The organism is Kitasatospora sp. NPDC059327 (assembly GCF_042752535.1).
Classification (GTDB): domain Bacteria; phylum Actinomycetota; class Actinomycetes; order Streptomycetales; family Streptomycetaceae; genus Kitasatospora.
Map to the genome: position 1 here is coordinate 78,305 of NZ_JBHYYB010000008.1, position 13,156 is coordinate 91,460.

Sequence of the window (13,156 nt, forward strand, 5' to 3'; positions counted from 1 at the left end):
GGCCTTTGTTCGGCCGGGGGGGGGGGGCGTTAAAGCGGGGGGGGGGCCCGGGGGGCGGGGGGTGGGGCCCCCCCCCCCCGCCCGGCGCGGCGCTACCTTCTTCGCAGATTCTCCGCCGGGGATGTCGAAATCGCGCGGCGTGCTTCTACCTCCCCGTGAGAGGCACCCAGTGGGCGCCCCGACGAGGGACAACGAGCCGAGAAGAGGCGCAGGGCCATGAAGTACATGCTGCTGATGCAGTTCAGTGAGAAGACGGCCGACTTCCCCAGGATCGAGGAGTGGAAGCCCGAGGAGATCACGGCGCACATCCGGTTCATGAAGGAGACCAACGGCAGGCTCGCCGAGGCCGGGGAACTGGTCGACGCCCAGGGCCTGGCCATGCCGGAGACCGCCCGGATCGTACGCTCGCACAGCGGCGGCGCGCCGGTCGTCACCGAGGGCCCGTTCCCGGAGACCAAGGAATGGGTGGCCGGCTGGTGGATCGTGGACTGCGACGGCGTCGAGCGGGCGGTCGAGATCGCCGCCGGCGTCTCCGCCGCGCCCGGCCCCGGCGGAGAGCCGCTGAACATGCCGATCGAGGTGCGCCAGGTGATGTCCGCGCCGCCGACCGAGCTGTGACACCACCGACCGGGCCCGTCGACGACCTGCTGCGCGCACTCGCGCCGCAGGTCGTCGGCGTGCTCACCCGCCGCTACGGAGACTTCGCCACCGCGGAGGACGCCGTTCAGGAGGCCCTGTTGGACGCCGCCACCCAGTGGCCCGAGGAGGGGCTGCCGCGCAACCCGCGCGGGTGGCTGGTCCAGGTCGCGGCGCGCCGGATGACGGAGCTGGTCCGCAACGAGCGGGCCCGCCGCCGGCGCGAGGGCCTGGTGGCCGCGCGGGTGCCGGCGGACCGCTCCGTCGCGGCGGCCGCCGACCAGGAGGACCGGGCCGCCCACGACGACACCCTCACGCTGCTCTTCCTCTGCTGCCACCCGGCCCTCACCCCGGCCTCGGCGATCGCGCTCACCCTCCGCTCGGTGGGCGGTCTGGGCACCGGGGAGATCGCCCGCGCGTTCCTGGTCCCGGAGGCCACCATGGGCCAGCGGATCAGCCGAGCCAAGCAGCGGATCAAGGCCTCCGGCGTGCCGTTCCGGATGCCGGACGCGGCCGAGTGGCCGGCCCGCCTCGACGCGGTGCTGCACGTGCTCTACCTGATCTTCAACGAGGGCCACACCAGCAGTGCCGGGCCCGATCTGCGGCGGGTCGAGCTGTCCCGGGAGGCGATCCGGCTCACCCGGGCCGTCCACGCGCTGCTCCCGGACGACGCGGAGGTGGCCGGTCTGCTCGCGCTGATGCTGCTCAACGACGCCCGCGGCCCGGCCCGCACCGGCCCGGACGGCGACCTCGTCCCGCTCGCCGAGCAGGACCGCACCCGGTGGGACGCCGCCGCGATCGCCGAGGGCGTCGCGCTGATCACCGCCGCCCTGCCGCGCGGACCGGTCGGGCCCTACCAGGTGCAGGCGGCGGTCGCGGCCGTCCACGACGAGGCCCCGACCGCCGCCGAGACGGACTGGCCGCAGATCCTCGCCCTGTACGGGGTGCTGGAGCGGATCTCCGACAATCCGCTGATCACCCTCAACCGGGCGGTCGCCCTCGCCATGGTCGACGGTCCGGCCGCCGGCCTCGCCCTCCTCGACGGTGCTCCGGCCGCCCTCGCGGACCACCACCGGCTGTACGCGGTCCGCGCCCATCTGCACGAGCTGGCGGGGGAGCGCGGGGCCGCCGTCGCCGACTACCGGGCCGCCGCCCGCCGCACCGCGAGTCTGTCGGAGCGCCACCACCTCAGCCTGCGCGCCGCCCGACTGGCGAACCCGGAGTGCCTCTGACGGGCGGCGGGCCACGTGCCGGGCAGCCCGGCGGCAGTGACCCGACCGGGCGTCCCGCCGGGCTCGCCCTGATCCAGCGGCACCTTGAGTGCCGCGTACGGAGAGGGCCGTCGCAGGTGGAGGTGCCGAAAGGAGTGCCGCCACGGCGCCGGCGCCCGGGACCGGTGCCCCGGCCCGGCCGGGCGTCACCCGTGGCCGTCCCGCACGGCCACGGGGACGGCGGTCTCCGCGTCCCACCAGAGCCGCCGTTCCAGGACGAACCGGCTCACCTGTCGCACGCTCGGACCCCCACAGGTGTCGCAGCGCCCCGCCATCCGTACCGTCTGCCCGACCGTCACCGTTCCCTCCCGGCTGGCCATCCGCGATCCTCCCGTCCGGGACGGCCGCGGAGCGAGCCGTTCTCGGCCTCCCCGCGTCCCGCTCCGCGCGTGGGGTCGCGGCTGACGGACGCTCATCGCGCCCCTGCCCCGGGCCTCCCAGTAGGATCGCCCGATCATGGACCCGAACGCGCAGCACACGATGATCGCCGTCCCACCGGGGCGGGTGACGCTGTCGGACCGGCGCACGGAGCGCAGCTGGGCGGTCGAGCTGGCGCCCTACCTGCTCGGGGCGTTCCCGGTCACCAGGGCGCTGTACGCGCGGGTCACCGGCGGGCGACCGGGCACGGCGCGCGGGGACCGGCTGCCCGTGGAGAGCGTCTCCTGGTGGGACGCCGTCCGGTTCTGCAACGCCCTTTCCCGGCGCGACGGGTACGCGCCGGCCTACCGTCTGGACGCGGACGCGGACGCGGACGCGGACACGGACACGGGCGGCGCGGGCGGCGGCGCGGTCGTCAGCTGGGACGCGGCGGCCGACGGTTACCGGTTGCCGACCGAGGCCGAATGGGAGCACGCCTGCCGGGCCGGCACGAGCGGGCCGCACTACGGGCCGCTCGACGACATCGCCTGGTACCGGGGCAACTCGCGGGAGCGGATCCACGAGGTGGGTGGCCGACAGCCCAACCCGTGGGGCTTCCACGACATGCTGGGTAACGTCTGGGACTGGTGCTGGGACGTCTACGACGCCGAGGTCTACGGCGCCTACCGGGTGCTGCGCGGGGGCGGCTGGTTCGACGAGCACTGGAGCTGCCGGGCCTCCGCGCGGCGCCGCAGCCACCCGAGCTTCCGCGTCGACGACGTGGGCTTCCGGGTGGCCCGCTCCCTCGCGCCCGGCCGCGCCGCACCCGGCGGTGCGCCGCCGGGCGCTCCGGACCGCGCCTGACGGCGCGCGGGCGTCAGGCGGGCCGCCCGGCCTCCCGGGCGGCCCGCTCCACCCGGCTCCGGTGCTCCGCCCACCAAGTGCGGTCGCCGGGGGCCATGTTGTCGTTCTCGGGCCGCAACCCCGTCGCCCCGTCGAGGAGTTCCCGGACGACGTCCGCGTGCCCGGCGTGCCGCTGGGTCTCCGCGACCATGTGGACGAGGCTGCGGTGGAGCGTCGTTTCGATCCTGCTTCCCCACGGGATCCGGCCGACCGCGTCGAGCGGCAGCGACTCGATCGTCGTGTCGGCGTGGGCCCACGCCTCGCGGTACCGCCCGACGATCTGCTCCCGCGTCTCGTCGGGGGTCGCCCACAGGTCCGCGTTCGGCTCGGCGTCACCCGTGATCCAGAGCGCCGTTCCGGCGAACGGCCGCCCGAAGGTGGCGCCGAAGTAGAGCGCCTCGGCGCCGGTCGCGTGCTTGACCAGTCCCAGCAGGTTGGTGCCGGTCGGGGTCATCGGGCGGCGCAGGTCGTACTCCGACAGCCCGTCGAGCTTCCAGAGCAGGGCGTCACGGGCGTCCTGTAGGTAGATCTGAAGATCTCTCTTGTCATCCGGTTCGGCCATGGGGACCAGTCTGTCGCCCCGGTGATCCCTGTCCAGTGCTTTTGGGGGCGGCCGGCGCGACGGCGGCGGCGTCGAGGATGTTCCGGAACGTACGGGTGATGACCGGCCGGGCGAACAGACGGGTGAGCGGGCCGCCGAGCAGCGGGACGCTCACCTCGGCACGTCCCCCGGTCGCGTCGGTCGCGTCGGTCGCGTCGGTCGCGTCGGTCGCGTCGGTCGCGTCCGCCGCGTCGGCGGATGTCGGCGGAAGCCCTTGGTACGGCGGGGCTGACACGGAGAGTGACCGTGGGGGTGGGTTAAGCAGACTTGAATCTTTGCGAACGAATGTTCGATCCTTGGGGTGTGCCCGTTTTCGAATCTGTTTTCGAATCCACCGCCGAGCGGCAGCCGCTCCGACCGGTGGTGTCGGCGGCTGCGCTCGGTGCCGGTGCCGGTGCCGGTGCCGGTGCCGGTGCCGGTGCGGTCGGCGGCCGGCGTGGGCTGCTGCCGGTGCTGCCCGCGTTGGGGGCGGTGCTGCCGGAGGGCGGGCTGCGGCGGGGGACGACGGTCTCGGTCGGTGCCGGGGACACCGGGTTGCTGCTCGCGCTGGCGGCCGGGGCACGGGACTCGGACGGTGGCTGGGCGGCGGCGGTCGGGTTGCCGGATCTCGGGCTGGCCGCCGCCGCCGGGTACGGGCTGGACCTGCGGCGGCTGCTGGTGGCGGACGACCCCGGGCCGCACTGGGCCGAGGTGGTGTCGGTGCTGGCCGGGGCGGTCGAGCTGATCATGCTGCGCCCGGACGGGCCGGTGGCGCCGAAGCCGGCCGCCCGGCTGGCGGCCGTGCTGCGGCGCAGCGGGTGCGTGCTGCTGGTGGCCGGCCCCTGGCCGGGGGCCGGGCTGCGGCTGGAGGTGCGCTCGGGCCGGTGGTTCGGGCTGGGGGACGGGCACGGACAGCTCACCGGGCGGCAGGTGGAGGTCGTCGCGGAGGGGCGCGGTTCGGCGGTGCGCGGGCGCACCGCCCGGCTCTGGCTGCCGGACGAGTGCGGCGAGGTGCGGTCGGTGGTCGAGCCGGCCGGGGTGGGGGAGGACGTGACGTCGGGGGCCGGGACGGGCCTCGACCGTATGGCGGTGGTGTGAGATGACCGGCGATGCGGGGCCCGGGGCAGCCGTGGAGACCGGCGCGCCCGGAACGCCGCGGGTGCTGGTGGTCTGGTGCCCGGACTGGCCGGTCGTGGCCGTCGAAGGGCGGGCCGACGGCGGGAGCGACACCCCGGTGGCGGTGGTCGCCGGCGGGCGGATCCTGGCCTGTTCGGAGCCGGCCCGGGCGGCCGGGGTGCGGCAGGGGCAGCGGCTCAAGCTGGCCCAGCGGCTCTGCCCCGCGCTGGAGCTGCGGGAGCGCGACCCGGAGGCGGAGACCCGGAGGTTCGAACCGGTGGTCGCGGCCGTCGAGGCGTTCACGCCCCGGGTGGAGGTGCTGCGCCCGGGTCTGTGCGCGATTCCGACGAAGGGGCCGAGCCGGTACTTCGGCGGTGAGGAGGCGCTGACGGCGAAGGTGCAGCGGGCGGTGGCGGCGGCCCTGGCCGGTGCGACGGACCGGGGCGGGGAGGAGGGCCGGCCGGGTCCCGGGGCGGTCGGACCGGAGCGGCAGGTCCACCCCGCCGACGCCGAGCCCGTCGGGCTCCCGCACCCGCCGGGGCCCCACGCCCCCGTCGGCGCCGATACGGCTCACGCCGACGTCGATACGGCTCACGCCGACGTCGATACGGCTCACGCCGACGCGGACCCGGCCCGCGCCGACCCGGCCCGCACCGACACCGGTGCCGCCTGGAGGCACCCGGCGGAGGCCGACCGCGCGGCGGCGCGGCGGCGGGCCGGTGCGGCGGACGGCCTGTTCGCCGCCGCGCCCGCCGCCCGGGACGGCGCGCCCGGTGGCTTCGCCCGCCCGCCCGCGGAGCACGCCGCGCCGCACACCGCCGCGCCGCACACCGCCGCGCCGCACACCGCTGCGGCACCGGCCGGGCCGGGGCACCCCGAGGGGGCGCGGTCGGCTCCCCACGCCCTGGTCGGAGTCGCCGACGGCCTGTTCGCCGCCGTGCTGGCGGCCCGGGCGGGGGTCCTGGTCCCGGCCGGCCGGACGGCGGAGTTCCTCGCGCCCTACCCGGTGGCCGCGCTCGGTGACGAGGGGCTGGCGGAGCTGCTGGACCGGCTCGGCCTGCCCACCGTCGGGGCGTTCGCCGCGCTGCCCGCCGAGGCGGTCGCGGACCGCTTCGGCCCGCCGGGCACGGCCGCCCACCGGCTGGCCCGGGGGTTGCAGCCGCGCCCGCTGGTGCCGCGTACGGAGGGCCCGGACCTCTCCGTCGAGCAGTGCTTCGACCCGCCGGAGCCGCTCGCCGAACCGCTGGTGTTCGTCGCCCGCACCCTGGCCGAGCAGTTGCACCGGCAGCTCGCCGGTGCGGGCCTGACCTGCCAGCGGGTCGCCGTCGAGGTGGCCTGTGCGGACGGGCGGACCGTCTCGCGGCTCTGGCGGCACGAGGGCCGGCTGTCCGCGACGGCACTCGCCGAACGCGTCCGCTGGCAGCTCCAGGCCTGGCAGGGCGCGGGGACGTTCGCCGGGCCGGCCGGCGGGTCCGCGCACGACGCGGGCTTCACCGCCCTGCGGCTCGTCCCCGACGACCTCTCGCCCGATCAGGGGCGGCAGTTGGCGCTCTGGGGGCAGGCGGTCGCGGACGACCGGGTGGAGCGTGCGGTGGCCCGGGTCCAGGCGGTGCTCGGGCACGCCGGGCTGCGCCGGATCGAGCCCGCCGGCGGGCGGGGGCCGGGCGACCAGGCGGTCCGGGTGCCGTGGGGAGAGCCGTACGACCCGGCGGCGCCGGCCGACGCGCCCTGGCCGGGGCGGCTGCGGGACGTCTGGCCGGCCGTGGTGCACCGCGCTCCGGTGCCGGTCGCGGTGCTGGACACGGCCGGGCGGCCGGTGGTGGTGGACGGCCGGGCGGGGGTGTCGGCCCGGCCGGCCCGGATCGCGGTGCGCGGGCGGGACCTGGTGGTGGAGGGCTGGACCGGACCGTGGCCGGCGGTCGAGTACTGGTGGGACCAGTCGCGGGCCCGTCGCCGGGCACGCTTCCAGGTCACGGTGGCGGACGGTCGCGCGCTGCTGCTCACGGTGGAGAACGGCGCGTGGTTCGTGGAGGCCGGTTACGACTGACACCGGCACGGGCGCCGGGGACGGGCGCCCGGGGCGGGGAGCACGACAGGAACAGGGGGGAGGCGGCACACGAGCGAGAGACCGAAGGCGACCACCCCCGATGGGATTCACCAGCCACCCCACGCTCCCCTGGAGCGAGCTGCACCGGCGTCTGACCGGCGGCCGGCCGGGCCCGGCCGTCGGCGAGGTGGTGCCGATCCGCCGGCACGCCGAGGAGCGGGCCCCCGGGCCGTCCGGGCCGAGCGGTGACCCGGCCTGGGCGGAGCTGCACGTCCACTCGGCCTTCAGCTTCCTCGACGGCGCCAGCGACCCGGAGGACCTGGTCGCGGAGGCCGCCCGGCTGGGTGTCGAGGCGCTCGCGCTCACCGATCACGACGGCCTCTACGGCGCGGTCCGCTTCGCCGAGGCGGCCCGCGAGGCGGGTGTCGGCACGGTGTTCGGCGCGGAGCTGACGCTGCGCCCCGATCCGGGCCGTGACCAGGGGGTGGAGCACCTGCTCGTGCTGGCCCGGGATCCGGCCGGCTACCGCCGTCTCTCCGCGGCGATCGGGGCCGCCCAGCTGGCGGGCGGGGCCAAGGGCCGTCCGGCGTACGACTTCGCGGCGCTCGCCGACGCGCACGACGGCCACTGGGCGGTGCTCACCGGCTGCCGCCTCGGCCGGGTACCGGCCGCCCTGGCCGGCGGCGCCGGTCCCGCGGGTGCCGCCGCGGGCTCCGCCGACGGCGCCCGGGAGGCCGAGCGCCGGCTGCGCACCCTCACGGAGGCGTTCGGCCGCGAGAACGTCCACGTCGAGCTGATCGACCAGTGGCAGCCGGGCGACGACCTGCGCAACGACGCCCTCGCCGCGCTGGCGGCCCGGCTCGGCCTCCCCGTCGTCGCCTCCACCAACGCCCATCACGCGGGTCCGGCCCAGGGCCGGCTGGCGCAGAGCCTGGCCGCCCTGCACGAGCGCCGCACGCTCCAGGACGCGGCGGGCTGGACGCGGGCGGCCGGCACCGCGCACCTGCGTTCGGGCCGCGAGATGGCGGCCCGGCTGGCCCGCTTCCCGGGCGTGCGGCAGGCCACCGTCGAGCTGGCCCGGTCCTGCGCGTTCGACTTCACCCGGCTCGACCCGGAACTGCCCGGCTTCCCCGTCCCGCCCGGCCACACCGAGATCAGCCATCTGCGCGCGCTCGTCGCCGCCGGCGGCCCGGCCCGGTTCGGGCCCGGGAACGCGGCCGCCCGCCGGCAGCTCGCCAAGGAGTTGGACGTCATCGAGGACCTGGACCTGGCCGGGTACTTCCTGATCGTCCACGACATCGTCGACTTCTGCCGTCGCGAGTCCATCTGGTGCCAGGGCCGGGGTTCGGCGGCCAACTCGGCGGTCTGCTACGCGCTCGACATCACCGCCGTCGACCCGATCCACTACCGGCTGCTGTTCGAACGCTTTCTCTCCACCGCCCGGGACGGGCCGCCCGACATCGACCTGGACATCGAGCACCGCCGTCGCGAGGAGGTCATCCAGTACGTCTACCGCCGTTACGGGCGCGAGCACGCCGCCCAGGTCGCCAATGTGATCACCTACCGGCCCCGGCTGGCGCTGCGCGACGCCGCCCGGGTGCTCGGCTACCCGCAGGGCCAGGTGGACGCGTTCAGCCGGCAGAGCGACTTCCGCTCCGCGCCCGGCGCGGACGCCGTCATCCCCGCCGACGTGCTCGCGCTGGCCGGGCAACTGCACGGCCTGCCCCGCCACCTGGGCATCCACTCGGGCGGCATGGTGCTCACCAGGGAGCCGATCGCCGAGATCTGCCCGACCGAGTGGGCCCGGATGCCGGGGCGGTCGGTGCTGCAGTGGGACAAGGACTCCACGGCCGGGGCCGGGTTGGTCAAGATCGACCTGCTCGGGCTCGGCATGCTCTCCGCCCTGCACGACACCTGCGACCTGATCGCCGAACACCACGGTGCGCGCTACGACCTGGCGACCGTCCCGGACGACGACCCGGGCGTGTACGCGATGCTGCGCCGGGCCGACACGGTCGGGGTCTTCCAGGTCGAGTCGCGTGCCCAGATGGCGACCCTGCCCCGACTCAAGCCGGACCACTTCTACGACCTGGTGGTCGAGGTGGCGCTGATCCGGCCGGGGCCGATCCAGGGCGGTTCGGTCCACCCGTACCTGCGGCGCCGGGCCGGGGCCGAACCGGCCGGCTGTCCGCACCCGTTGATGGAGAACGCGCTCGGCAAGACCCTCGGGGTCCCGTTGTTCCAGGAGCAGATGATGCAACTGGCCATCGACTGCGCCGGGTTCACCCCCGCCGAGGCGGACCTGCTGCGCCAGGCGATGGGCTCCAAGCGCTCGCACGAGCGGGTCGCCCGGCTGCGCGAGCGGCTGTTGAGCGGGATGGCCGAGCGCGGCATCCCGCCGGAGACCGCCGAGGACGTCTACACCAAGATCGAGGCCTTCTCCAACTACGGCTTCCCGGAGAGCCACGCGATCAGCTTCGCCTACCTGGTGTACGCGAGCGCCTGGCTCAAGTACCACTACCCGGCCGCCTTCACCTGCGCGCTGCTGGCCAACCAGCCGATGGGCTTCTACGCGCCGCTCAGCCTGATCTCGGACGCCCGGCGGCACGGGGTGCGGGTGCGCGGGGTGGACGTCAACGCCAGCGGTCCCCGGCCGACCCTGGAGCCGTACCGGGGGCCGACCCCGGCGCCGCCGCTCACCGCCGGCAAACCGCAGCCGGCCATCCGGCTCGGCCTGGACACCGTCCGCGGGGTCGGCACCCCGCAGGCCGAGGCGATCGCGGCCGGGCAGCCGTACGCGGACCTGGAGGACTTCGCGCGTCGGACGGGGCTGCCCGCGCCGGTCCTGGAGGCCCTCGCCGCGGCGGGCGCGTTCGGCTGCTTCGGGCTGGGCAGGCGCCAGGCGCTCTGGGCGGCCGGGGCGTTCGCCGGGGTGTCGGCGGCGCTGATCCCCGGCACCACGCCCGGCACCGAGGCCCCGCCACTGCCCGGGATGACCCCGGTGGAGGAGACCATCGCCGACCTCTGGGCCACCGGGGCCTCCCCCACCAGCCACCCCGTCCAGCATCTGCGCGCCCGTCTGGAGCAGGGCGGCGCGTTGACCGCCGCCCAACTGCCGGACGTGGAACCGGGCGCGGCGGTGGTGGTCGGCGGCCTGGTGACGCACCGCCAGCGCCCGCCGACGGCGGGCGGCGTCCTGTTCCTCAGCCTGGAGGACGAGACCGGTCTGATCAATGTGATCTGCGGCCGCCCGGTCTGGGAGTCCCAGCGCCGCACCGCCCTCGACCGGGCCGGGCTGCTGGTGCACGGCCACATCGAGCGGGACCGCGGCGCCACCAATCTGATCGCCACCCGACTCACCCCGCTGCGGCTGGGGGTCTGATCCGGGACCGGCCCGGCCGGCCGGGCCGGTCGTGCGATGATCGCCCCCATGAACGCGATGCCGCGGACCGGGATCCGCCCGGTACCGCTCCTCGGACGGGTGGCCCTGCTCGGTGCGGCCGCCGCCCTGGTGGCGGGGTGCGGGAGCACGCACGTCACGGCGGCGGGCGGGGGAGGGCCGGTGCACCCCGGACCGACGCTCGGCGCCTTCACTCCGGACGCCTCCGTCACCCTCCCCACTCCGAGCGCCCCGCCCCCGGCGGCCTGCACACCGGAGGGGGTCTCGCTGGCCGCCGAGGAGGTGAACGCCGCGATGGGCCTGCGGGTGATGGGCATCCGCCTCACCAACTGCGGCTCCCGCCCCTACACCTTGAACGGTCGCCCCGGGATCCGTGTCCTCGATGCCGAGCGCGCACCCCTGGGCATCACCGTCCGCAACGGCTCGGCGGGCATCGCGACCCTGGAGGGCTTCGACGCGGCGCCGAAGGCGGTGACGCTCGACCCCGGCGAGTACGCGGCCTTCCAACTGGTCTGGCGCAACACCGTCACCGCGGGGACGAGCTCGGCCGACAACGGGCGCTTCCTGGAGATCGCGCCGCTGCCGGGCCGCCCCCGGGTGGTCGTCCCCGCCGACCTCGATCTCGGCACCACCGGCCGACTCGGCGTCTCCGCCTGGTCCGAGCCCGCCGAGGCCGGCCCGGGGGAAGCCCGGCCGGGGCCCCTCAGGCCGGGTAGCCGATCCCGGCGATGTCCTCGGCCAGCCCGGCGAGTTCGACGTCCGGGTTGAGCCCCGCGAGCACCGCCGGGGTGAGCGGCCGCAGCGCCAGCACCTCGGCGACGGCCGCCGGGTCGAGCGGGCTCTCGGGCTCGTAGTACTCCTCGGCCCACTCCCGGTAGGCCTCCGCCGAACCGTCGACCAGCAGCTCGAACAGGCCCTCGCCGCCCTTCTCCGCCGCCGCGACCGTCCAGGCCGCGTCGTCCGGCCGCCGCCAGAAGCAGACGGTGACGATCGGGCCGTCGGTATCCGCGAAGGCCGGCTCCTCGGCGTACGGGCGGAACACCTCGGGGACGGTCGCCAGCAGTTCCGGGGCGTTCGGCGCCTCGTGGTCGAAGCCCCGGCCGTAGGCGCCGGCGGGGGAGAAGACCAGGAACCAGTCGTTGCCGCAGCCGTCCCGCATCGAGGCCAGCTGCTCGCCGGGCGCCCAGTGCGCGTCGAAGGAGTAGTACCGGCCGTCCCGGTCGTCCGGGCTGAGGGCGGCGTCGAGTACGGCGAACGCCCGGCAGCGGTCGCGGAGGTCGGTGATCGCGGGCAGGCGGCTGAGCAGTGCGTTCATCCCGCGATTCAATCCGACACCGCTGACAGTGCGAGTGTCGGGATACCGGCGCGGCGCAGTCGTGGGGGCGCCTGCGCCACGCCGGGGCTGGAGGGGAGGGGGCGTGCGGGTTCAGAAGGCCGGGGTGTCGTTCAGCTCGACGATCCGCAGATCGCCCAGGCGCACGGTGTACCAGACCTCCTGGCTGCCGCCGCTGCCCCAGTACTCCGTCAGCCGCACCGAGGCGAAGCCGTACTCCTCCTCGACCTGCTGGCCGGACCACCGGGCCGGGACGTTCTGGGCCCGGAACACCGGGTCGGCGTCGTGCTCGGCGGCCCAGGCGTCGAGGCGGAAGTTCAGGTGCGGGGCGAGGTAGCGGTCGCGGACGGCGCGCGGGGTCTCGCCGCTCTCGTGGAGCACCGCCCGCCGGTACTCCTCGAAGAAGGTGACCACCTGATGGGCGGCGGGCGTCCCGGCCCGGACCTCCCGGGACGAGCCGGGGGTATCGGTGGGCAGGGCCGGGGCCGCCTGGGCGGGAGCGGCCGGGCCGCCGATCGCCAGGAGGGCGGCGAAGGCGGCGCCGGCCAGAACGGTGCGCAGGGCGTCAGGACGAATCATGGGGGAATTCCATCATTCGTCGACGAACTCCGTATATCGCCGAAAGGAGTGGTTTAGCCTATCGGCGCTGTTATTTGACGATTGATCACCTAGAGGTCGGACCCCGCCGGGCGTCCCTTGCCCGGCGCGCCCGCGAAGGCCTGGGCGATCGGCAGCCAGGCCGTCGCCGTCGGGCCGGTGGCGGTCAGGGCCAGGTCGTCCCGGTGGCGACGCTGGGTCACCAGCAGGCAGAAGTCCAGGGCCGGTCCGCTCACCCGGTCCGTCGCGTCCGCCGGTCCCCAGGTCCACGACCCGCCGTCCGGTGCGGTCAGTTCGACCCGGACCGGGGGCAGCGGCGTGGGCCGCCCGTGCAGCGTGAAGGCGAACCCCATGGTCCGCACCCCCAGGTGGGCGATGTGCCGCAGTCGGGCGGTCGGTTCGCGCACCGCGCCCAGGGTGTCCGCGACGTCCTGTCCGTGCGCCCAGGTCTCCATCAGCCGGGCGGTCGCCATCGACGGGGCCTTCATCGGCGGGCCGAACCAGGGCAGCCGCAGATCGGCCGGGGTCGCGGCCAGGGCCGCCCACAGCCGTTCCCGGCCGGCCCGCCAGCGTGCCAGCAGTACCGGGGGCTCCTCGGCCGCGCCGCGTGCCGCGCCCTCGTCGACCGGGTCCGCGCCGGCGGCCAGCAGCTCCCCGAAGACCCGGCCGGACTCGGTGACGAAGGCCTCCGGGTCGCGGGCGGAGAGCGCGGTCCAGTCGTCCGTCCAGGCGAGGTGGGCGATCTGGTGCGCGATCGTCCACCCCGCCGCGGGGGTGTCCGCCGCCCACTCCCCGGGGGCCAGCCCGGCCACCAGGTCGTCCAGGCCCTCGCTCTCGGCCCGCAGGTCGTCGAGCAGGCCGGTCAGCACGGCCGAGGCCTCCGGCGCCCTACCGTCCTTCGTCATGGGTGTCCTCG

Annotated in this window: 12 protein-coding genes; 7 read left to right on the top strand and 5 right to left on the bottom strand. The window is 76.1% G+C overall.

What is annotated here, in order from left to right:
- Positions 1 to 216 precede the first annotated feature (216 nt).
- Positions 217 to 618 (top strand): YciI family protein, encoded by a 402-nt coding sequence (locus ACFXHB_RS07945; RefSeq protein ID WP_380572956.1) that lies wholly within the window; start codon positions 217 to 219, stop codon positions 616 to 618.
- The gene (locus tag ACFXHB_RS07950; RefSeq protein ID WP_380572957.1) at positions 615 to 1,868 is read left to right on the top strand and encodes an RNA polymerase sigma factor; all 1,254 of its coding nucleotides are present in this window, start codon (positions 615 to 617) and stop codon (positions 1,866 to 1,868) included. Before ACFXHB_RS07945 ends, ACFXHB_RS07950 begins: the two co-directional genes overlap by 4 nt.
- Positions 1,869 to 2,053: 185 nt before the next feature.
- On the opposite strand, the gene ACFXHB_RS07955 is transcribed toward ACFXHB_RS07950, so the two are convergent.
- The gene (locus ACFXHB_RS07955; RefSeq protein WP_380572958.1) at positions 2,054 to 2,227 is read right to left on the bottom strand and encodes a hypothetical protein; all 174 of its coding nucleotides are present in this window, start codon (positions 2,225 to 2,227) and stop codon (positions 2,054 to 2,056) included.
- Between the two features lie 136 nt (positions 2,228 to 2,363).
- On the opposite strand from ACFXHB_RS07955, the gene ACFXHB_RS07960 reads away from it, so the two are divergent.
- On the top strand, positions 2,364 to 3,128 hold the full coding sequence (locus ACFXHB_RS07960) for a formylglycine-generating enzyme family protein (RefSeq protein WP_380572959.1): 765 nt from the start codon (positions 2,364 to 2,366) through the stop codon (positions 3,126 to 3,128).
- Between the two features lie 13 nt (positions 3,129 to 3,141).
- Here ACFXHB_RS07960 and ACFXHB_RS07965 read toward each other — a convergent pair whose 3' ends face one another.
- Complete coding sequence (locus ACFXHB_RS07965) at positions 3,142 to 3,729, bottom strand: DinB family protein (protein WP_380572960.1); 588 nt, start codon at positions 3,727 to 3,729, stop codon at positions 3,142 to 3,144.
- Between the two features lie 342 nt (positions 3,730 to 4,071).
- Between ACFXHB_RS07965 and ACFXHB_RS07970 the strand changes: the two genes are divergently transcribed.
- The 4 genes from ACFXHB_RS07970 (at position 4,072) to ACFXHB_RS07985 (ending at position 11,078) form a co-directional block, all read left to right on the top strand.
- On the top strand, positions 4,072 to 4,845 hold the full coding sequence (locus ACFXHB_RS07970; protein WP_380572961.1) for a hypothetical protein: 774 nt from the start codon (positions 4,072 to 4,074) through the stop codon (positions 4,843 to 4,845).
- 1 nt (position 4,846) lies between these two features.
- Positions 4,847 to 6,910: a hypothetical protein gene (locus tag ACFXHB_RS07975; RefSeq protein ID WP_380572962.1), complete on the top strand. Its 2,064-nt coding sequence runs from the start codon at positions 4,847 to 4,849 to the stop codon at positions 6,908 to 6,910.
- Positions 6,911 to 7,010: 100 nt separating this feature from the next.
- A complete protein-coding gene (locus ACFXHB_RS07980) occupies positions 7,011 to 10,292 on the top strand; it encodes an error-prone DNA polymerase (protein WP_380572963.1) in 3,282 nt (1,093 codons plus the stop codon).
- A 48-nt stretch (positions 10,293 to 10,340) separates the two neighbouring features.
- The gene (locus ACFXHB_RS07985; RefSeq protein WP_380572964.1) at positions 10,341 to 11,078 is read left to right on the top strand and encodes a DUF4232 domain-containing protein; all 738 of its coding nucleotides are present in this window, start codon (positions 10,341 to 10,343) and stop codon (positions 11,076 to 11,078) included.
- Here the strand turns inward: ACFXHB_RS07985 and ACFXHB_RS07990 are convergent.
- The 3 genes from ACFXHB_RS07990 to ACFXHB_RS08000 form a co-directional block, all read right to left on the bottom strand.
- The gene (locus tag ACFXHB_RS07990; protein WP_380572965.1) at positions 11,014 to 11,625 is read right to left on the bottom strand and encodes a hypothetical protein; all 612 of its coding nucleotides are present in this window, start codon (positions 11,623 to 11,625) and stop codon (positions 11,014 to 11,016) included. The genes ACFXHB_RS07985 and ACFXHB_RS07990 overlap by 65 nt on opposite strands.
- A 111-nt stretch (positions 11,626 to 11,736) precedes the next feature.
- Positions 11,737 to 12,222, bottom strand: a complete 486-nt coding sequence (locus ACFXHB_RS07995) for a hypothetical protein (protein WP_380572966.1) — start codon at positions 12,220 to 12,222, stop codon at positions 11,737 to 11,739.
- Between the two features lie 89 nt (positions 12,223 to 12,311).
- Positions 12,312 to 13,145, bottom strand: coding sequence for a TIGR03084 family metal-binding protein (locus ACFXHB_RS08000; RefSeq protein ID WP_380572967.1), 834 nt, complete (start codon positions 13,143 to 13,145; stop codon positions 12,312 to 12,314).
- Positions 13,146 to 13,156: the final 11 nt, after the last annotated feature.

Bases quoted from the DNA above. Each gene is read 5' to 3' on its own strand.
- ACFXHB_RS07945 (WP_380572956.1), top strand. From the start codon at position 217: ATGAAGTACATGCTGCTGATGCAGTTCAGTGAGAAGACGGCCGACTTC.
- ACFXHB_RS07955 (WP_380572958.1), bottom strand. From the start codon at position 2,227: ATGGCCAGCCGGGAGGGAACGGTGACGGTCGGGCAGACGGTACGGATG.
- ACFXHB_RS07960 (WP_380572959.1), top strand. From the start codon at position 2,364: ATGGACCCGAACGCGCAGCACACGATGATCGCCGTCCCACCGGGGCGG.
- ACFXHB_RS07965 (WP_380572960.1), bottom strand. From the start codon at position 3,729: ATGGCCGAACCGGATGACAAGAGAGATCTTCAGATCTACCTACAGGAC.
- ACFXHB_RS07975 (WP_380572962.1), top strand. From the start codon at position 4,847: ATGACCGGCGATGCGGGGCCCGGGGCAGCCGTGGAGACCGGCGCGCCC.
- ACFXHB_RS07980 (WP_380572963.1), top strand. From the start codon at position 7,011: ATGGGATTCACCAGCCACCCCACGCTCCCCTGGAGCGAGCTGCACCGG.
- ACFXHB_RS07985 (WP_380572964.1), top strand. From the start codon at position 10,341: ATGAACGCGATGCCGCGGACCGGGATCCGCCCGGTACCGCTCCTCGGA.
- ACFXHB_RS07990 (WP_380572965.1), bottom strand. From the start codon at position 11,625: ATGAACGCACTGCTCAGCCGCCTGCCCGCGATCACCGACCTCCGCGAC.
- ACFXHB_RS07995 (WP_380572966.1), bottom strand. From the start codon at position 12,222: ATGATTCGTCCTGACGCCCTGCGCACCGTTCTGGCCGGCGCCGCCTTC.
- ACFXHB_RS08000 (WP_380572967.1), bottom strand. From the start codon at position 13,145: ATGACGAAGGACGGTAGGGCGCCGGAGGCCTCGGCCGTGCTGACCGGC.